We start from the raw sequence: 19,803 nt of genomic DNA, 5'->3' as shown, positions 1-19,803 counted from the left end.
TTTCCGCGGGATTCTTTTATGTAGTACGTTCTGTAAATTTCAGCGTTTTATCATCCGATACCGCCAAGCACGATACCAAGGATCAGCACCAGGAAGCATACCGGAATATAAAGATATTTACACACCGGGTAAAAATATTTCGTAAATGGTTTTTCGCGGCCTTTGTTGATCTGGTTCTCCACATATTTTTTGCCAAATACCCAGAAGAACATGATCCCTGCAAGTCCTGCCCCAAGAGGACAGATATAGATGGAAAGCACATCCATCCAGTCAGAGACGATGCCCTGAATCAGAAGAGAAACCACCACTCCGATAGCTGCGATCACCATACAGGAAGGGATACGGCCAAGGCCTGTTTTTTCCTGAACCGTGGCGATGGGGGCCTCATAAAGGTTCATAAGGGAAGTCATGCCTGCAAGGAAAACGGCTACGAAGAAGATAATGGCGATGATCCGTCCGCCAGGCATGGTTTTGATCAGGTGCGGCAGGTAGATGAACAGAAGTCCGGGACCGCCCTGGTCAAGCTTGGCACCTGTGGTAGCCATGGCCGGAATGATAACAAGTGCTGCCAGCATAGCAGCCAGAGTATCAAAAAGTGCTACCCTTGCAGCAGATGCAGGGATATCTTCGCTGTCTGGAAGATAAGATCCGTAGATCAGTGTACCGTTGCCTGCAACAGACAGGGAGAAAAATGCCTGTCCAAGTGCGAAGATCCAGGTGGAAGGCTTTGCCAGAATTTCCGGCTCCACGCGGAAGATATAGCGGTATCCGGCAGCAGCTCCCGGCTGAAAGGCAACATAGATGCCAAGGATCACAAACAGTATAAAGAAGATAGGCATCATCACTTTATTGGCCTTTTCGATGCCGCTTCCAACGCCGTACATCAGGATAAACATGCAGATCACAAGAGCAGCCAGCTGCCAGAGATTATTTCCCCAGGCAGAGGCCATGCCTCCGAATTTGGCGCCAAAGGACTCAATATTTGCCGGTGCCAGGGTAGATCCTGTAAAGGTTCCGAGCATATATCGGAAGATCCATCCCATAACAACCGTATAACCGATAGCCATGGCCAGTGCACCGATCACCGGTATCCAGCCCAGTGTTTCGCCCAGCCTTCGTCTGCATTTGGTTTCACAGGCCATGCCGAAGGCGTCAATGGGCCCGGAACGTGTCCCGCGGCCAAAGCTCATCTCACCGATCACCCCGGTAAAGCCGATCAGTGCCACAAAAATAAAATATGGGATCAGGAACGATCCACCGCCATACAGGGAAACTCTGGTGGGAAACATCCAGATATTTCCCATTCCAACCGCAGACCCGATGCAGGCCAGAATGAACCCCCAGCGGCTGTTAAAAGATTCTCGTTTTTTCATAAAAATAAAATTTCCTCTCTCCGTTGATCGTTTCAGTATAACATAATTTTGGAAAATAGGAAACTGCAGCATCTATACAGATCTAGACGGATATTTGTGAGCCACATTTGTCACCTGCTCATAACCGTATAGCTGCGAAGTAGCTATGAGTCGGGCTCATCGGCGCAGGGCATTATCATAAAATCGAAAATGATCCGGTCTGTGCCGTGACTGGGTATACTCAAACATCACGCCATCACTGTTATAAGTCTGGCTAGACACTACAGCCACGCAGTTATAATCCTTCACATTCAGATGAAGATATTTTTCATCAATTTCTGTAACCTTTTCCACAGTCATGATACGTTTGCTGTTGACAATGGTCATATGAAGCACCTGTTCCAGATATTCATAGATAGAATGACTGGCAATCTCGGCAGTAAGGCCGGGAACGGATTCCTTCAGAAAATAATTATGGCTGATGATCAGCGGGATATCTTCAAGATAATGGATACGCTGAATATAATATACTTCTGCACCAGCGGGAAATCCTGTGTAAGCTGACTGATTTTTGCTGATACAAAGCTCTGTAAAAAGAGCCACCTCCGTATGGGCATTCTGACCGTTCCTTGCAGCAGATTCTTTGAAGGTTTCGATCTCTCCGATGGTGAAAGCAGTCTTCTCGTTTGGACGGTAGATATTGCGGACACCTTTTCCCTGCATGGTCTGTACATAGCCGTCACTGACAAGAAGACTGACCGCACGTCGCAGGGTATTGCGGGAGCAGCCGTAAGTCTGGATCAGAGTGTTTTCGGAAGGCAGAAGCTCCTGATAGGCAAAGGTGTTGTCCTCTATTTTCATTTTCAGATCTTTATAGATATCTTCGTAAATACTTTTGGGCATTTCAATTCTCCATTCATGTTCGGTCAAAAATATATAGCAGGATTTATGATTTCTGGAATAATTATAAAAGATTTTCCCGGTAAGCGCAATGCAAATACCGTGGAATGTTTAAACAAGTTACGGAGCATATTGATATGTTATGAGGATAGTATGAGAAATATAGATGAAATCAATTTGTGGCCATTCAAAATCATGATACTGGATTTCGAACGCATATAAGCTGTAAGCGCCAGAGGGGCTTATGCGTAAACAAAAAAGGAAATGTGACAGTGTAAAAACAGATCACATTTCCTCTTATTTTATCAAAGCTAAAATAAAGTCAGGCCTCTTTTTTCTTATAGGAAAGATTCCTGAGGCTGCTGCCGTTAGAAGCTGTGCTTCGGGTAACTGCCGGTGTATCGGCTGCGGTATTCCGGTCTGCACTGATCAGCCATACAGCATAGAAGGCAGGAACCAGACAGAGCCATACGCCTGAGAGACCGCAGGTCATATACAGGATCAGAGACAAAGCTGCACCTGTATGAAAAGAAAGCAGCGTCATTCCGTAGAATTTTGCTTTATCGCACTGTGCGCTGTCCTTTTTCATAAGGAACTGAGTGACAGCTGTGGTGAACTGGCGAAGGTTGTTGGTGGAAAAGATCGTGGAGCTGTTATATCCGCCGGGAGCCTTGAAGGTACACCACTGGAAAGGCATTGCAAAGAACACGGGGTAAAGAGCCACAACCGGAGACATTCCGGAAGGAAAGAATCCCAGGAGCAGGATCGCAAAGATATCGATCCCGATACTGATAAAACGAAGATCTGCGGAAAAATGCTCTGGGATCCAGACCGTAAGGATAACAGCAGCCATATATATGAGAAGCGCACCCACACGCAGAAGCATATCCGAAAAATTCCTGCCTATGAGATCCCGCACAACACCAAGAAGATTGGCTGTCTGGGCATTGCCGAAAAGATCAGCTCTTGACACAATGGCATAAAGCCCCAGGTATCCACCGATAAAAGATAAGGTGTAATGTATCAGAAAACGATATTTCATTTCCGTATGCATATGTAAAGATTCCTTTCATTAAAATAGGCAGATTCCATATGTCTGCCGGACTTTGCCACCCATTATAATACAGCCTGTAAAAAAAATCAAAAATTTTTAAAATTTTTTCTTGCATTTCAGGAAAACAGGTGTTAGTATATATTTCAAGCGCGCAAATACTGTGTATGAGTGCGCCTGTGAAACTGCAGATATGAGACTAATTTACGGAAGGAGGATTTCCAGTGAAAGTAAGATCATCTGTAAAGCCGATCTGCGAGAAGTGCAAGGTCATTAAGAGAAAGGGATCCATCAGAATCATCTGTGAGAACCCGAAGCACAAACAGCGTCAGGGTTGATTTCCATATCGGAACTTCTTTGGAATGTTTGTGAAACGTGCGGCTGCAGTATGAAACACCCGGAAGGGTTGTTCTGCTGAGTGAATAATAAGCATGTATTGCCTAATACCGAGAGGCAACAGCGGTTAAGATCCGCAATTTCGGAAAGGCTGTGATTCGCCAATTACAGCTGGGTGTTTTACCGAGGCACCCCAATTAGGAAACTAGAAAAGAAAGCGGCAGGTTGATATGTCCCATTTCACCTTGCGAGAGCAAGTGACATACGATATGCAGGACTTTCAGAAACAGAAAATGGAGGAAACAGTACATGGCTCGTATAGCTGGTGTAGACTTACCAAGAGAGAAACGTATTGAAATCGGTCTTACCTACATTTATGGAATTGGTAGACCAAGCGCAGACAAAATTCTTGCTAAAGCAGAGGTTAATCCTGACACACGTGTCAGAGATCTGACTGATGACGAGGTTAAGAGACTGAGCGCTGTTATTGATGAGACAATGACAGTAGAAGGTGATCTGAGAAGGGAAATCGCCCTTAACATCAAGAGACTGCAGGAGATCGGATGCTACAGAGGTATCCGTCATCGTAAAGGACTCCCGGTTCGTGGTCAGAAGACTAAGACAAATGCGAGAACTCGCAAGGGACCGAAGAGAACAGTTGCAAACAAGAAGAAATAATTTATAGATATAACTAATTAATTTCAAAAAAAGGAAAGTGTAGGTTAGTTTTAAAATGGCAAAAGTTACAAAGAAAACGACAAAACGTCGTGTCAAGAAAAACGTTGAACACGGACAGGCACACATTCAGTCTTCCTTCAACAATACAATCGTTACACTGACAGATAACGAAGGAAACGCTCTTTCATGGGCAAGTGCCGGTGGTCTTGGATTTAAAGGTTCAAGGAAATCTACCCCTTATGCAGCACAGATGGCAGCAGAGACTGCAACAAAAGCTGCTTTAATTCATGGATTAAAAACAGTAGACGTTATGGTAAAAGGCCCGGGCTCAGGCCGTGAAGCAGCAATCCGTGCGCTTCAGGCATGCGGACTTGAAGTAACCAGCATTCGTGACGTAACTCCGGTTCCTCACAACGGATGCCGTCCACCAAAACGCAGAAGAGTCTAATTAGGAGGTAGTTGAAATGGCAGTAAATAGAGTACCTGTTCTGAAAAGATGCAGATCCCTTGGCCTGGATCCGATCTACTTAGGAATTGATAAAAAGTCCACAAGACAGTTAAAACGTGCAAACCGTAAAGTATCTGAGTACGGACTTCAGTTAAAAGAGAAACAGAAAGCAAAATTCATCTACGGAGTTCTTGAGAAACCTTTCCGTAACTACTACAAGAAAGCCGACAGAATGCAGGGCCAGACAGGTGAGAACCTTATGGTTATGCTTGAGAGCAGACTTGACAACATCGTTTTCCGTATGGGATTCGCTAGAACAAGAAGAGAGGCTCGTCAGATCGTAGATCACAAGCACGTACTTGTTAACGGAAAATGCGTAAACATTCCGTCCTATCTCTGCAAAGCAGGCGATACAATCGAGATCAGAGAGAAGAGCAAAGGTTCTGAGAGATATAAAGGAATCCTTGAGGTTACAGGTGGAAGACTTGTTCCGGAGTGGATCGACGCTGATCAGGAGAACCTGAAGGGTGTAATTAAAGAGCTTCCTACAAGAGAGCAGATCGATGTTCCTGTAAACGAGATGCTTATCGTCGAGCTGTATTCTAAATAATTAGTAACTGTTTACTGTGTCTACAGTTATAAAAATTGGTAATACCCTCGAATGTTGATTAACCCAGAAGGAGGGAACCTTATAGTGTTTGATTTCAATAAACCAAAAATCGAAATTACCGAAATATCCGAAGATAAGAAGTTTGGAAGATTCGTTGTAGAGCCTCTTGAAAGAGGTTACGGTACTACCCTTGGCAATTCTTTAAGAAGAATTATGCTGTCCTCCCTTCCGGGAGCTGCAGTAAGCCAGGTGAAGATCGATGGTGTACTTCATGAATTCAGCTCCATTCCGGGCGTGAAGGAAGATGTAACCGAGATCATCATGAATCTGAAATCTCTTGCCATCAAGAATCACAGCAGTGACAACGAACCGAAGACCGCATACATCGAGTGTGAGGGCAAAGGTGTTGTTACAGCAGCTGATATCCAGGCAGATCAGGATATTGAGATCATGAACCCGGATCAGGTAATTGCAACCCTGAACGGCGGAAAAGACTGCAGACTGGCCATGGAACTTACCATTACCAAGGGACGTGGTTATATCAGTGCAGACAAAGGCAAAACCGATGACATGCCGATCGGTGTGATCGCAGTTGATGCAATCTACACTCCGGTTGACAGAGTCAACATGATCGTCGAGAATACACGAGTTGGTCAGGTAACTGACTTCGACAAGCTTACACTGGATGTATATACCAATGGAACACTTGATCCGGACGAGGCAGTCAGCCTTGCAGCGAAGGTTCTCAGCGAGCATTTAAGCCTGTTCATTGATCTTTCCGAGAATGCTAAGACCGCAGAGGTTATGATCGAGAAAGAAGACAATGAGAAGGAAAAGGTTCTGGAGATGAGCATTGATGAGCTTGAGCTCTCTGTTCGTTCCTACAACTGCCTTAAGAGAGCCGGTATCAATACGGTTGAAGAATTATGCAACAAGACTTCTGACGATATGATGAAGGTTCGTAATCTGGGCCGCAAATCATTAGAGGAAGTACTTGCGAAACTCAAAGAGCTGGGACTTCAGCTCCAGCCTACAGAGGAATAATAATGTTGACGGTTCGCGGTGAATGTCGCGAACCGTAACTGGATAACAGGTTTCGGTACCAGCATGCGTTTAAGACATGCACACCGCCGGAAACAGAATAATGAGTGGGGTGTCAGCAGCAGGGCAGTAAGACCGAACAAGCATGTCCTGGTGTCCCACAGATGGAGGATAATAAAATGGCAAAATATAGAAAATTAAGCAGAACATCTAACCAGAGAAAAGCACTCCTGAGAAATCAGGTTACAAACCTTCTTCATCACGGAAAAATCGTGACAACAGAGGCTAAGGCTAAAGAGATCCGCAAGATCGCTGAGGGACTTATCGCTATGGCTGTACGTGAGAAAGACAATTTCGAGACTGTTACAGTAACAGCTAAAGTTGCTCGTAAAAATGCTGACGGAAAACGTGTAAAAGAAGTCGTAGACGGCAAGAAGAAAACAGTTTACGATGAAGTTCAGAAAGAGATCAAAAAAGATGCTCCTTCCAGACTTCATGCACGTCGTGAGATGATGAAAGTTTTCTATCCTGTAACAGAGGTTCCTACTAAGGGCGCTGGCAGAAAGAAAAACACAAAAGAAGTTGACATGGTTGACAAGATGTTCAGCGAGATCGCTCCGAAATACGCAGATCGTAACGGTGGTTACACAAGAATCGTTAAGATCGGTCAGCGTAAAGGCGATGCAGCTATGGAAGTTCTTATCGAGCTTGTATAATTTACTTCTGACCATTTTAAAGGACATTTGCAGAAATGCAGATGTCCTTTTTTGTATTTCCCAATAAATGTATATGAAAATCCTGGCTTGATTATTATTCCTTTTTAGCGTACAATCGGTAATGTACAAAATATGAGTACACGGATGTGAAAAGATGATGCGGCGTTTTATACTGACAATAGAAATTCTGTTTGTTTCCTTCTTTCTTATAGGAGGAAGTTTTGCAATGACAGGAACCGCCACTGCCGGCACAACGAAGTTTTCATGGTCGGATCACCGAACCATAGCCCATGCATTGGGCGGGCTGGACGGAAGAGACTATCTGAATTCCAGAGAGGGATTTCTTGCCATGTACCAACAAGGCGTACGGCTTTTTGAGCTGGATCTTTCCAGAACATCAGACGGAGTGTGGGTATGCCGGCACAACTGGAAGGAGTCCATGGGGCAGTGGAAAGGCAGCGGGAAAAAAGTTCTTACAGAGAAACAGTTTAAGAACAGTAAGATATATGGAACATACACACCGATGACACTGGAAGATTTTTTCCTGCTTCTGAAAGAGCATCCGGATGCCTATGTGATGATCGATTCCAAGCAGTATTCTCTGCGTAATTATCAGAGAACACTGGAGGATTACTGTGATTACGTGGAAATTGCAAGAGCAGCTGGAGCAGAGAGTGTACTGGATCAGATCATTCCGGAAATCTACAGTGAGGCGATGTTTCCCGGAACTGCCATGATCTATTCTTTTCCTTCCTATGTATATTCGCTGTGGCAGGAATATTCTGCGGAGGATCTGGAGCATATTGCATCTTTCTGTGAAGAAAAGGGAATCCCTGCGGCAACCATTTACTGGAAATACTGGTCTGAAGAAACAGAACAGATTTTTGAAAAAAAGGGAATCCGACTGTATGTATACACGGTAAATGACCGGAATCAGGCCAGAAAGTATATTGCACAGGGGGCGGAGGGAATCTGCACCGATTTTCTGACAGCAGATGATCTGTGGTAGGAGAAATAAAAACAAAGGAATCAGAGGATTATGAAAATAAGAACAACCATTGCTGTGATGGCAGCAAAAATTACAGGACATGTCTGTAAGCTTATGGGACGCCAGGGTGTAACCTGGGCCGGTAAGATCGCACTGAAGATATGCCCGGATATCCTGGAAGAGCTTTCCTCCCAGGTAAGAGAAAAAATATTTGTAGTATGTGGCACCAACGGAAAGACAACCACCAACAACATGCTCTGTGCAGGCCTGGAGGCAGAGGGCAAAAAAGTCATCTGCAACCATACCGGTTCCAACATGCTGAACGGAGTTGTGGCAGCTTTCGTGCTGGGTGCAAAATTCAGCGGAAAACTGGATGCAGATTATGCCTGTATTGAGGTGGACGAGGCTTCCACAAGGCACGTGTTCACAAAGATCAAACCGGATTATATGGTTATGACCAATCTGTTCCGTGATCAGCTGGACCGTTATGGTGAGATCGATATCACCATGAACATCCTGGAAGAGATGATGAAAAAAGTTCCGGATATGAAAGTTATTGTCAATGGTGACGATGCACTGTCCGCATATCTTGCCATGGACTGCGGAAATCCTTTTGTGACCTACGGAATCAGCAAACCGGTGATCAAAAACAAAACAAATGAGATCCGCGAGGGCCGCTTCTGTAAATGCTGTGGAGAGAGACTGGTCTACAGTTTCTATCATTACAGCCAGCTGGGAGACTACAGATGCCCGAAATGCGGTTTTAAACGTCCGGAGATTAATTTTGATGCCACAGATGTGAAGGTGGATGACCAGATCGCCTTCACTGTTGAGGACAAGCGGATCGTAGCCAATTACAAAGGCTTCTATAATGTATATAATATTCTGGCTGCCTATGCGGGAATCCGTACTGCAGGATTTAAGGCAGAACATTTCAATGAGATGCTGAAGAAATTTAATCCTGAGAACGGACGTAATGAGCAGTTCCGGATCAAAGGCACCAGCGTTGTCCTGAACCTTGCCAAGAATCCGGCTGGTTTTAACCAGAATATTTCGGCTGTGATGCAGGATGAATCTCCCAAGGATATCATCATTGTGATCAACGATAACGCACAGGATGGAAAAGATATCTCCTGGCTCTGGGACGTGGATTTTGACCTTTTCGGAGGAGATAATATCAATTCCATCACAGTCAGCGGCATTCGCTGTCAGGATATGCGCCTCAGACTGAAATATGTGGATATCCCGTCCATGCTGGAAAGTGATGTGGAGACAGCCATCCGCAAGCGGATCGAGGACGGATGCGGCAATCTTTATGTACTTGTAAACTATACGGCGCTGTTTGGCACCAGAAATATCCTGAAGAAACTGGAGGGTGAGAAATGAAGATAACGATTGGACATTTATATCCGGATCTTCTGAACCTTTACGGTGACAGAGGAAATATCCAGTGCCTTATGAAACGCTGTCTCTGGAGAGGCATTGAGGCAGAAACCATTGCGTTTGAACTGGGAGATAAGATCGACTTTTCCAAACTGGATATCGTTCTTCTCGGAGGCGGTTCTGACCGTGAGCAGATGCTGGTATGCGAAAAGCTGAAAGAGATCCAGAAGGATTTCAAGGCCTATGTGGAAGATAATGGTGTTGTCATCGCAATCTGTGGTGGATATCAGCTCCTTGGAAACTACTATAAGACCGATCAGGGAATGATCGAGGGACTGAAACTGGTGGATATGAGCACAGAGCAGGGAAAAGGCCGTCTTATCGGAAATATTGTGATGCAGAGTGATCTTTTTGATATGCCCATTGTAGGGTTTGAGAACCATGGAGGACGTACCACCATCGGAAACAACAAAGCTCTGGGAAAAGTACTGTCCGGATATGGCAATGACGGACAGTCCGGCGAGGAAGGTGTTGTATACAAAAATGTGATCGGAACCTATCTTCACGGACCACTTCTTCCAAAGAATCCACAGCTTGCTGATCTTCTGATCAGCCGTGCACTGGAAAAGAAATATGGTAAGAAGATCGAACTTGAGAAACTGGATGACAGCGAGGAGCAGGAGGCAAACTCCTATATTTTCCACCGCTTTGTAAAGAACGAAGGATAAGAGGATAGTATGGCAAAATCAAACAATCAGAAAGCGAAGATCCTGTATCTTGAAAAAATGCTGCGGGAGACAGGGGAGCATCATGCAATATCCATGCAGACGATTCTTGCAAATCTTATGGAACATGGGATCCGTGCGGAGAGAAAGAGCATTTATGACGATGTGGAGGTTCTGCGGGAGTTTGGAATGGATATCCGCTATACAAGGGAGCGGCCAGGTGGTTATTATCTGGCAGGACAGCAGGGGGCAGAGCAGCCATCCGTTCAGGCGGAAAATGCAAATGTTTCCACTCTGGAAAAAGTTCAGGAAAAGGCAGAAACAAAGAGCGTTGATATAAGTGGGTACCAGGTGCTTCTTAAGAATTCTGCGGGAACCATAAAAAAAGAAATGCGCCTTCTTTGTACAGGCGTTGCACAGGCTGAAATCCGTGATTTTTTTGGCGAAGACGCAGAGTATAAAATAAAGGAAAACGGAGATCTGATGGTAACGGTTCAGCTTCCGGAAAATTCCAAGTTTTACGGCTGGCTGACAGGCATGGGCGGAGATGTCCGCATCCTGAAACCAAAGAAATCCGCACTGGCATACAGAGATTATCTGAAATCACTGGCAAAGGAATATAAAGGCGTATAGGAGAGGATTTGACCATGAAGAAAAAAACAGCGATCCTGCTTGTGGGAGCTTTGGCTCTTACAGCAGTTCTTTCCGGCTGCGGCAAAAACAAAGAGGCAACAGAGGCTGCCAATGAAAGTGTAGAGTCCGAAGATCCGGAAGGAAAAGCCAAAAACAGCGATGATGCAGAGGAAGAAGAAAAAGAGGAAGAAAAAGAAACAGCAGCTGCCGATAAGAAAGTAGGAGTATTTCTGCCTTCAGCTGCAGATGATTCCCGCTGGGCCCTGGATGGAGAAAGTTTTCAGACTGCACTGGAAGGAGACGGCTATGATGCGGAGATCTTTTTTGCAGATGAGGACAGTGATACACAGGTGTCACAGATCCAGTCCATTCTGGACGATGAAAAAACATCTGCCCTTGTGATTGCACCGGTAGATGCCTACGGTCTGAATGATGTGTTGGAGCAGGTCTATGAGAAATCCATTCCTGTAATTTCCTATGATCAGCTGATCATGGATACGGATAAGATCAACTATTATGTTACTTTTGATACGAGAAAAGCAGGAAAAATGGTGGGAGATTCCATCATCAAAAAAATGGATCTGGAGAAAGCCAGAGAAGAAAAACGCACGCTGACCATCGAGTTCCTGATGGGTTCTCCGGATGACCGTGATGCACTGTTCTTTTATAATGGCGTGATGGAAAAACTTCAGGAATATTTCGATGACGGAACACTGGTGTGCACTTCAGGAAAGCAGACGCTTGATGATACTGCAGTGATGCGTTCCGGAAGAAATACCGCGAAGAACGATATGGCAGAGATCCTTTCCCAGAATTATACAGAAGGCACACCGGACATTATCTGCACAGGTGCCGATGACCTTGCTCTTGGTGCCGTTGATGCCCTGGAGGATGCTGGCCATGTGTCAGGTGAAGAGGGATGGCCAATGATCACTGGCTGTGGCTGTGAGGCAGAAGCAGTAACTGCTGTGATTGAGGGAAAACTTGCAGACAGTCTGTTCTTTGACAACCGCGTGCTGGCAAATGACTGTGTGACTATGGTGGACACTCTTCTGAAAGGGGAGAAACCGGAGATTTCTGATTACGAGCAGTATGACAACGGAACCAAGATCGTGGGAACTGTAACAAGCGATATCCAGCTGATCGATGCGGATAATTACCAGATGCTTGTGGATGACGGATATTATGATGAGGATGAGATTGTACCGGAGGCAACTCCGACACTGATTCCAACGGAAACACCGGAAGTTACGGTAACAGAAGAACTGGATAAAGAGGTAACACCGACACCGTCTGAGAAAGCTGACGAAGAAGATGACAAGATCACATCAACACCGTCCGAAGAGGCAGGTGCTTCTGAGACACCAACATCGGAAGCAGATGAGACAGCAACTCCGACACCTACAGAGAAACCTTCCAAAGGTGCAGATGCATAAAACAAAATAAATATGGCAAAATAAAAATACTCCTGGAAACCGGCATATGTAAGTTCCCAAGAGTATTTTTTATGATAAATCTTATTCGCGGAAAGTAAGCTTGCCACCTTCAATGGAATCAATGATGGCAAGGGATTCCAGATGGATACCCATATCACGGATGGTCTGTCCGCCGGACTGGAAGCCTTTTTCGATAACGATTCCGGCACCTTCCAGAGTTGCACCGGATTTCTTGACGATGTCGATCAGACCAAGAAGTGCACAGCCGTTGGCAAGAAAATCATCAATCAGGAGTACATGATCTTCCGGTCCGAGGAATTTCTTGGAAAGGATCACATCATAAACTTTTTTATGAGTAAAAGATTCTACCTTAGTTGTGTACATCTCGCCGTCAAGATTTACACTCTGTGCCTTCTTTGCAAATACAACCGGTACGTGGAAATACTGTGCCGCAATGCAGGCAATACCGATACCGGAAGCCTCGATGGTAAGGATCTTGTTGATTGGACAGTGGTCAAAACGTTTCTTGAATTCTTTACCGATCTCATTGATCAGGTTAATATCCATCTGATGATTCAGAAAGCTGTCCACTTTTAAAATATTTCCTTCTTTTATTACGCCGTCTGTCAGAATTCTGTCTTTTAAAAGCTGCATGAAATTTATCTCCTTTGATTTATCACATTAATGTATGTTTGTTTACTGCTCACGGACAGAGCAGTAATATTTTTAATATGTATCATACGACAATATTTGCGTGAGTGCAATTATTTTTGACAAAAAAACATAAAATTATTATAATAGATAAGATGACAAAGAAAGGAACAGACACGGATGAAAGAGTACGAAGTAATCTGGGAAATTTTTAACAAATGCCCGAGAAATCAGATGCGTGATGTATTTGTGGAAGAAGTGGAGATCATAGATCCGGAAGCGTATGTGAAACAGAAATTTCAGGGGAAGGATGTCTCCTACGAGAAGACAGTATTGGAAGACGGAACCATCATTTTTGACATTCAGACATCTATGATCCGGCAGCGCTGTTCTTTCACGGAGATCTGAAGGAGGAAATACACATGAAAGAAACACATGTGCACGTTCTCGAGGATGGAACCGTTCTTGAACATACCCATGGGGAACAGGAACATGTGCATACTCACGATGGCACACATCCTCATCATCACAGCCACGCACAGACCAAGGCCGTACTCAACAGACTTTCCAGGGCCATCGGGCATATGGAATCCATTAAGCGTATGGTGGAGGAAGGACGTGACTGCAGCGAAGTGCTGATCCAGCTGTCAGCCGTAAAATCTGCGATCAATAATACAGGCAAGATCATACTGCAGGATCATATAGAACACTGCATCGTGGATGCAGTGGAGCATGGAGACAGGGATGCTATCAAGGAACTGGAAAAAGCGATCGACAGATTTATGAAGTAAGGTAAGGAGTTCATGAGAGATCGTGAATGAGAAAAATACACGGACAGAGAGCCAGTTTTGTCTGTGTAAATACAAAGAATGAGAGGAATTTATTATGGCAAAAGAGTGTAGCAATACATCCTGCAACAAATCAAGCTGTGAAGGCTGCGGACAGAAACAGCCCCAGAGCCTCATGGCAGAACCAAACGTTTTTTCTGACGTAAAACATGTGATCGGAGTTGTTAGCGGAAAGGGTGGCGTCGGTAAATCCTTTGTAACAGGCTCCCTGGCAAACCTGATGGCTTCCAAGGGATATAAAGTGGGCATTATGGATGCGGATATCACAGGCCCGTCCATCCCGAAGATGTATGGCATCAAGGGTAACGCACAGGGCAGTGACAACGGAATCTATCCGATGCCAACTGCAAACGGAATCGAGGTTATGTCTGTAAACCTTCTTCTTCCGGATGAGGAGACACCGGTGATTTGGAGAGGTCCGGTCCTTGCAAATATGGTAAAACAGTTCTGGAGTGATGTGATCTGGGGTGAATTGGATTATCTCTTTGTAGATATGCCGCCAGGAACCGGAGATGTTCCGCTGACAGTATTCCAGTCCCTGCCGATTGAGGGTGTCGTGATCGTTACTTCTCCGCAGGATCTGGTCCGCATGATCGTCAAGAAGGCCTATAACATGGCTGATATGATGAAGGTTCCGGTCCTTGGAATCGTGGAGAACTACAGCTACGTGAAATGTCCGGACTGCGGAAAAGAGATCAAGGTCTTTGGTGAGAGCCATATCGACGAGATCGCCGCAGAACTTAAAGTTCCGGTACTTGGCAAGATGCCGATCGATGTGAAACTTGCAGAGCTTGCAGACAGCGGCCTGTTCAGCAAGATCGAGAACGAGTATATCACTGCGGCAGCAGATGTAATGCCAAAAGATGAGGCGTAAGAAATAAAAAGACAATAACAGAAAAGACCATCGGAATCCGATGCAGTAAGGATTGAGAATATCCTTCGTGCAGATTCCGGTGGTCTTTTTGTCAAGCAGTTATTTGGTTAAATCTGGGAAAAATATTTCAGGAAGCACTGAGCAGCCTGGGAAAGCTGCAGCGCTTCATGATGAGCAATCACGGCACTTCTTGCAGGCAGTGGTGTTTTCAGGTGGACCGGTTCCAGGCCAGGGCGGTTGCGGAGCATATAGTCCGGGATACAGGCAATGCCAAGTCCGATTTCCGCAAGGTCGATCAGAAGATCGTTGCTGTTCAGCTCCACCTCAGGCAGCAGCTTCAGTCCCTGGGCCGCAAATACCTGATGAAGGTATTCGCTGGTGGTGCTCTTCGCAGCAAGCATCAGGATGGGATAATCCAGAAGATTTTCCAGGGAAAGAGGCGTTTTTCCCATGGTAAAATAATCCGGGTTTGCCACGAAGATATCACGGAATTCCAGTACAGTCTGAAGTTTGGTGTGGGAAGAAAGCCGGGAGTTGGGGTAGTTGGTGACGATCAGTTCTGCCTGGCCGTTTTCCAGAAGCTCCGCACATCCGATGGAAGTGCTGTTGATGATCTTGATCCGCACTTCCGGGTGGTCCTTGTGGAACCGGCGGAGATAAGGAATGAGGAAATAACGGCACAGAGTATCGCTGGCACCGATCCGAAGCTGGCCGGTAAGATTCCCTTCGCCGGAAAGGGCTGCCTCTCCTTCGTTAAGCATGGAAAGGGCGGGTTTTACGTGCTGGAGAAGAAGCTCCCCCTCAGGAGTCAGGATCACCCGTTTGGTGCTTCTCACAAATAAGGTGTGGCCCAGCTTTTTCTCCAGGTTTTTGACCGCCTGGCTGACTGCAGACTGGGAAATAAAAAGCTGTCTGGAAGCCTCCGAAAAGCTAAGGGTTGTGGCCACGTAATAAAATACTTTGTAGAGTTCAAGATTGATATCCATATGTAAAAATCCTCCGCTTATAAATGATATAAGATATATTAATTTTACTAATGATATTTCCTATGATACTATATTTTCAGCAGAAAAGAAAGACAGAAATGCTTTCTGCACGTTTACCATCCTTATTATCGGATATAGAGAAAGGAGCCTTCTATGAGCAACGTAAGACGTGTGTATGTAGAAAAGAAACCTGCCTTTGCAGTAAAAGCAAAGGAACTGAAACATGAGATCAAACATTATCTTGGCATCAGCACTGTGACAGCAGTCCGTGAGCTGATCCGTTATGACGTGGAGAATATCTCCGATGAAGTATTTGAGAAAGCCTGCAAGACCGTATTTGCAGAGCCGCCGGTAGATGATCTGTATCTTGAGAAATTTGATGTGGCAGAGGGCGTACGTGTATTTTCAGTAGAATTCCTCCCTGGACAGTTTGACCAGAGAGCAGACTCCGCTGTACAGTGTGTACAGTTCCTGGATGAGAATGCGGCACCGATCATCCGCTCCGCAACTACTTATGTAATTGAAGGAACTGTGACAGACGCAGAGTTTGAGGCGATCAAACATCACTGCATCAACCCGGTAGACTCTCGTGAGACAGGACTTGAGAAACCGGAGACACTGGTAACTGTATTCCCGGATCCTGAGGATGTGAAGATCTTTGACGGATTCAAGGATATGGCTGAGGCTGATCTGAAAGAACTGTACGATTCTCTGAACCTTGCCATGACATTCAAGGATTTCCAGCACATCCAGAATTATTTTAACAAGGAAGAGAAACGTGATCCTTCCATGACAGAGATCCGTGTTCTGGATACATACTGGTCTGACCACTGCCGTCATACCACATTCTCCACAGAGCTTACCAGCGTGAAGTTTGATGAAGGCGACTATAAGGCTCCAATCGAAAAAACATACGAAGAATATCTGGATGCCCATAAGAACATGTACAAAGGCCGTGATGACAAATTTGTCTGCCTGATGGATCTTGCTCTTATGGCAATGAAGAAACTGAAAGCAGAAGGGAAACTTGCAGACCAGGAAGAGTCCGATGAGATCAATGCCTGCAGTATCGTGGTACCGGTGGATGTGGACGGAAAAGAAGAAGAGTGGCTGATCAACTTCAAGAACGAGACCCACAACCATCCGACCGAGATCGAGCCTTTCGGTGGTGCGGCTACCTGCCTTGGCGGTGCCATCCGTGACCCGCTTTCCGGACGTACCTATGTATATCAGGCAATGCGTGTAACCGGTGCGGCTGATCCGACCGTATCCGTAAAAGAAACTCTGAAAGGTAAACTTCCGCAGAAGAAACTTGTCCGCAGCGCAGCTCACGGCTACAGCTCCTACGGAAACCAGATCGGTCTTGCAACCGGTTCTGTAAAAGAAATCTATCATCCGGACTACGTTGCAAAACGTATGGAGATCGGTGCGGTTATGGGTGCTGCCCCGAGACGTGCGGTTATCCGTGAGAATTCCGATCCGGGAGATATCATCATCCTTCTTGGAGGACGTACCGGCCGTGACGGTATCGGCGGTGCTACCGGTTCTTCCAAGGTCCACACAGAGGCTTCCATCGAGGTCTGCGGCGCAGAGGTGCAGAAAGGTAACGCACCGACAGAGCGTAAGATCCAGAGAATGTTCCGCAGGGAAGAAGTCAGCCATATCATCAAGAAATGTAATGACTTCGGTGCAGGCGGTGTTTCCGTTGCCATCGGTGAGCTGGCACCGGGACTTCAGATCGACCTTGACAAAGTTCCGAAGAAATACGCAGGTCTTGATGGAACGGAGATCGCCATCTCCGAGTCTCAGGAGCGTATGGCTGTTGTGGTTGACCCGAAAGATGTGAATACTTTCCTGAAATACGCAAATGAAGAGAATCTTGAGGCAGTTCCTGTTGCAGTTGTAACCAAGGAGCCACGCCTTGTCCTCAACTGGAGAGGAAAAGAGATCGTAAATATTTCCCGTGCATTCCTGGATACCAACGGTGCACATCAGGAGACTTCCGTTGAGGTTGAGATCCCGTCCAAAGACGGAAACCTTTTCGAAAAACGTCCGGATGTCACAGATGTAAAGAAAAAATGGCTGGATACTCTCGCTGACCTGAATGTATGCTCACAGAAAGGTCTCGTGGAGATGTTTGACGGTTCCATCGGCGCAGGCAGCGTATTTATGCCTCACGGTGGCAAATATCAGCTGACAGAGACACAGTCCATGGTTGCAAAAGTTCCGGTACAGAACGGAAAAACAGAGACAGTTACCATGATGAGCTATGGCTTCGATCCATACCTTTCCTCCTGGAGCCCGTATCATGGAGCATCTTACGCAGTAACCGAATCTGTTGCCAAGATCGTTGCAACCGGTGGTGACTATAAGAAGATCCGCTTCACATTCCAGGAATACTTCCGTCGTATGACCGAAGATCCGAAGAGATGGAGCCAGCCGTTCTCCGCACTGCTTGGCGCTTATGCGGCACAGATCGGATTCGGCCTTCCTTCCATCGGCGGTAAGGACAGTATGTCCGGAACCTTCAATGACATTGATGTTCCTCCGACACTGGTATCTTTCGCAGTGGATGTTGCAAAAGTAAAAGATGTGATCACACCGGAGCTCAAAAAAGCAGGAAGCAAACTAGTATGGCTCCGTGCACCGAAGGATGCTTATGACCTTCCAGATTATCCGGCTCTTATGGAGCAGTATGACAGATTACATAAGGATATCCAGGCTGGTCGTGTGATCTCCGCATATGCACTTGACCGTCACGGAATCGCCGCAGCAGTCAGCAAGATGGCATTTGGTAACGGTATGGGCGTGAAGATCGAGCATAGCCTTGATCCAAGAGATTTCTTTGCCCCGGCATTCGGAGATATCATCTGCGAAGTTCCGGATGGAAAAGTCGGCGAGCTTGCTATCACTTACACAGTGATCGGTGAGGTTACAGACGATGCGAAATTCTCCTACGGCGATACTGAGATCACTCTGAAAGAGGCACTTTCCACATGGGAGGGCACTCTGGAGAACGTATTCAAGACAGCAGCAGGAACCGAGGATGTCAAAGCAGATGACGGTTCCCTTTACAAAGCAGACAGCATCTATGTATGCAAACATAAAGTGGCAAAACCACGCGTATTCATTCCGGTATTCCCTGGAACAAACTGCGAGTACGACAGCACCCGTGCATTTGAGAGAGCAGGCGCTGAAGTAGATGTAAAAGTATTCAAAAACCTGACAGCAGAAGATATCCATGATTCTGTGGAAATCTTTGAGAAAGCTATCAGCCAGGCACAGATGATCATGTTCCCGGGCGGATTTTCAGCAGGTGATGAGCCGGATGGATCTGCTAAATTCTTTGCAACCGCATTCCAGAACGAGAAGATCAAAGAAGCTGTTATGAAGCTTCTCAATGAGCGCGATGGTCTGGCACTTGGTATCTGCAATGGATTCCAGGCCCTGATCAAACTGGGACTGGTACCGTACGGCGAGATCTGTGGTCAGAAAGAGGATTCTCCGACACTGACCTACAACACCATCGGCCGTCATGTATCCAAGATGGTATATACCAAGGTTGTCAGCAACAAGTCTCCATGGCTTCAGAAAGCACAGCTTGGTGGTGTATACTGCAACCCGGCTTCCCACGGTGAGGGACGTTTCGTTGCAAATGATGAGTGGCTGAAGAAACTCAAAGAAAACGGACAGATCGCAACGGAGTATGTACCGGTAGATGAAACAGGCTATGAGGGCGAGTTCAATGTAAACGGTTCTTATATGAACATCGAAGGTATCACAAGCCCGGATGGACGTGTTCTCGGAAAGATGGCGCACAGCGAGCGTCGTGACGCAGGTGTGGCTGTAAATATCTATGGAGAGCAGGATATCAAGATTTTTGAATCTGGTGTAGAATACTTCAAGTAATATCCGTAAGCTTGCAGTGGCAGGGGATTTCAGACCTCCCTGCCACTGTAAAAATACAAAAAAACATATATTTTTTAAAAAATTTAAAAAAAGTGAAAAAAACTGTTGACACAAGTCAGAAACCATTATATAATAGCAAAGCGAGTTGCGGAACAGAAGAGTTCTTAAGACGAGCAACTGTTATGGGATCTTAGCTCAGCTGGGAGAGCATCTGCCTTACAAGCAGAGGGTCATAGGT

The 19,803-nt window shown here is 45.8% G+C and carries 20 protein-coding genes; 15 read left to right on the top strand and 5 right to left on the bottom strand.

The annotated features are described in order from the left end of the window. Positions 1-50: 50 nt before the first annotated feature. The 3 genes from G5B06_RS10795 to G5B06_RS10785 all read right to left on the bottom strand — a co-directional run bounded on the left by G5B06_RS10795 (position 51) and on the right by G5B06_RS10785 (position 3,306). Positions 51-1,373 (bottom strand): sodium-dependent transporter, encoded by a 1,323-nt coding sequence (locus G5B06_RS10795; RefSeq protein WP_148447491.1) that lies wholly within the window; start codon positions 1,371-1,373, stop codon positions 51-53. 156 nt (positions 1,374-1,529) lie between these two features. Then, positions 1,530-2,255: a UTRA domain-containing protein gene (locus tag G5B06_RS10790; protein ID WP_161208734.1), complete on the bottom strand. Its 726-nt coding sequence runs from the start codon at positions 2,253-2,255 to the stop codon at positions 1,530-1,532. Between the two features lie 319 nt (positions 2,256-2,574). Further along, positions 2,575-3,306 (bottom strand): YoaK family protein, encoded by a 732-nt coding sequence (locus G5B06_RS10785; protein ID WP_173762663.1) that lies wholly within the window; start codon positions 3,304-3,306, stop codon positions 2,575-2,577. A gap of 221 nt (positions 3,307-3,527) precedes the next feature. On the opposite strand from G5B06_RS10785, the gene rpmJ reads away from it, so the two are divergent. From rpmJ to G5B06_RS10730, 11 genes are all read left to right on the top strand, one after another. Beyond that, positions 3,528-3,641, top strand: a complete 114-nt coding sequence (gene rpmJ, locus G5B06_RS10780) for a 50S ribosomal protein L36 (RefSeq protein WP_003022746.1) — start codon at positions 3,528-3,530, stop codon at positions 3,639-3,641. A 307-nt stretch (positions 3,642-3,948) separates the two neighbouring features. Then, complete coding sequence (gene rpsM / locus G5B06_RS10775; RefSeq protein ID WP_008707282.1) at positions 3,949-4,317, top strand: 30S ribosomal protein S13; 369 nt, start codon at positions 3,949-3,951, stop codon at positions 4,315-4,317. A 55-nt stretch (positions 4,318-4,372) separates the two neighbouring features. Beyond that, positions 4,373-4,765, top strand: coding sequence for a 30S ribosomal protein S11 (gene rpsK / locus G5B06_RS10770; RefSeq protein ID WP_015526942.1), 393 nt, complete (start codon positions 4,373-4,375; stop codon positions 4,763-4,765). Positions 4,766-4,781: 16 nt separating this feature from the next. Next, entirely contained in the window at positions 4,782-5,375 is a 594-nt protein-coding gene (rpsD, locus tag G5B06_RS10765; protein ID WP_021976086.1) for a 30S ribosomal protein S4, read from the top strand. 84 nt (positions 5,376-5,459) lie between these two features. Next, a complete protein-coding gene (locus tag G5B06_RS10760; RefSeq protein ID WP_021976085.1) occupies positions 5,460-6,419 on the top strand; it encodes a DNA-directed RNA polymerase subunit alpha in 960 nt (319 codons plus the stop codon). Positions 6,420-6,595: 176 nt separating this feature from the next. Then, a complete protein-coding gene (locus G5B06_RS10755) occupies positions 6,596-7,132 on the top strand; it encodes a bL17 family ribosomal protein (RefSeq protein ID WP_173762662.1) in 537 nt (178 codons plus the stop codon). A 226-nt stretch (positions 7,133-7,358) separates the two neighbouring features. Continuing rightward, a complete protein-coding gene (locus tag G5B06_RS10750; RefSeq protein WP_244094477.1) occupies positions 7,359-8,141 on the top strand; it encodes a phosphatidylinositol-specific phospholipase C/glycerophosphodiester phosphodiesterase family protein in 783 nt (260 codons plus the stop codon). 30 nt (positions 8,142-8,171) lie between these two features. Further along, entirely contained in the window at positions 8,172-9,506 is a 1,335-nt protein-coding gene (locus G5B06_RS10745; protein WP_148447486.1) for a MurT ligase domain-containing protein, read from the top strand. After that, the gene (locus G5B06_RS10740; protein ID WP_173762661.1) at positions 9,503-10,231 is read left to right on the top strand and encodes a type 1 glutamine amidotransferase; all 729 of its coding nucleotides are present in this window, start codon (positions 9,503-9,505) and stop codon (positions 10,229-10,231) included. Before G5B06_RS10745 ends, G5B06_RS10740 begins: the two co-directional genes overlap by 4 nt. A gap of 9 nt (positions 10,232-10,240) precedes the next feature. After that, positions 10,241-10,861 (top strand): WYL domain-containing protein, encoded by a 621-nt coding sequence (locus G5B06_RS10735; protein ID WP_173762660.1) that lies wholly within the window; start codon positions 10,241-10,243, stop codon positions 10,859-10,861. Between the two features lie 14 nt (positions 10,862-10,875). Next, positions 10,876-12,297 carry a sugar-binding protein gene (locus tag G5B06_RS10730; protein ID WP_173762659.1) on the top strand — a complete coding sequence of 474 codons (1,422 nt, stop codon included), beginning with the start codon at positions 10,876-10,878 and terminating at the stop codon, positions 12,295-12,297. Positions 12,298-12,378: 81 nt separating this feature from the next. Here the strand turns inward: G5B06_RS10730 and G5B06_RS10725 are convergent, their stop codons facing one another. Beyond that, the gene (locus tag G5B06_RS10725; RefSeq protein ID WP_173762658.1) at positions 12,379-12,951 is read right to left on the bottom strand and encodes a xanthine phosphoribosyltransferase; all 573 of its coding nucleotides are present in this window, start codon (positions 12,949-12,951) and stop codon (positions 12,379-12,381) included. Between the two features lie 177 nt (positions 12,952-13,128). Between G5B06_RS10725 and G5B06_RS10720 the strand changes: the two genes are divergently transcribed. The 3 genes from G5B06_RS10720 to G5B06_RS10710 all read left to right on the top strand — a co-directional run bounded on the left by G5B06_RS10720 (position 13,129) and on the right by G5B06_RS10710 (position 14,670). Then, positions 13,129-13,356 (top strand): hypothetical protein, encoded by a 228-nt coding sequence (locus G5B06_RS10720; protein WP_173762657.1) that lies wholly within the window; start codon positions 13,129-13,131, stop codon positions 13,354-13,356. 14 nt (positions 13,357-13,370) lie between these two features. Beyond that, a complete protein-coding gene (locus tag G5B06_RS10715; protein WP_015526957.1) occupies positions 13,371-13,739 on the top strand; it encodes a metal-sensing transcriptional repressor in 369 nt (122 codons plus the stop codon). Positions 13,740-13,833: 94 nt separating this feature from the next. Next, entirely contained in the window at positions 13,834-14,670 is an 837-nt protein-coding gene (locus G5B06_RS10710) for an Mrp/NBP35 family ATP-binding protein (RefSeq protein WP_173762656.1), read from the top strand. A gap of 107 nt (positions 14,671-14,777) precedes the next feature. Here the strand turns inward: G5B06_RS10710 and G5B06_RS10705 are convergent, their stop codons facing one another. Continuing rightward, positions 14,778-15,656, bottom strand: coding sequence for a LysR family transcriptional regulator (locus G5B06_RS10705; protein ID WP_118071075.1), 879 nt, complete (start codon positions 15,654-15,656; stop codon positions 14,778-14,780). Positions 15,657-15,809: 153 nt separating this feature from the next. On the opposite strand from G5B06_RS10705, the gene G5B06_RS10700 reads away from it, so the two are divergent. After that, positions 15,810-19,565, top strand: a complete 3,756-nt coding sequence (locus G5B06_RS10700; protein WP_173762655.1) for a phosphoribosylformylglycinamidine synthase — start codon at positions 15,810-15,812, stop codon at positions 19,563-19,565. Positions 19,566-19,803: the final 238 nt, after the last annotated feature.

The sequence above is a fragment of the Blautia luti genome (assembly GCF_013304735.1).
Lineage (GTDB): Bacteria > Bacillota > Clostridia > Lachnospirales > Lachnospiraceae > Blautia_A.
Note: the sequence above shows the minus strand (reverse complement) of the source record. Positions and strands in the feature narration are given on the sequence as shown.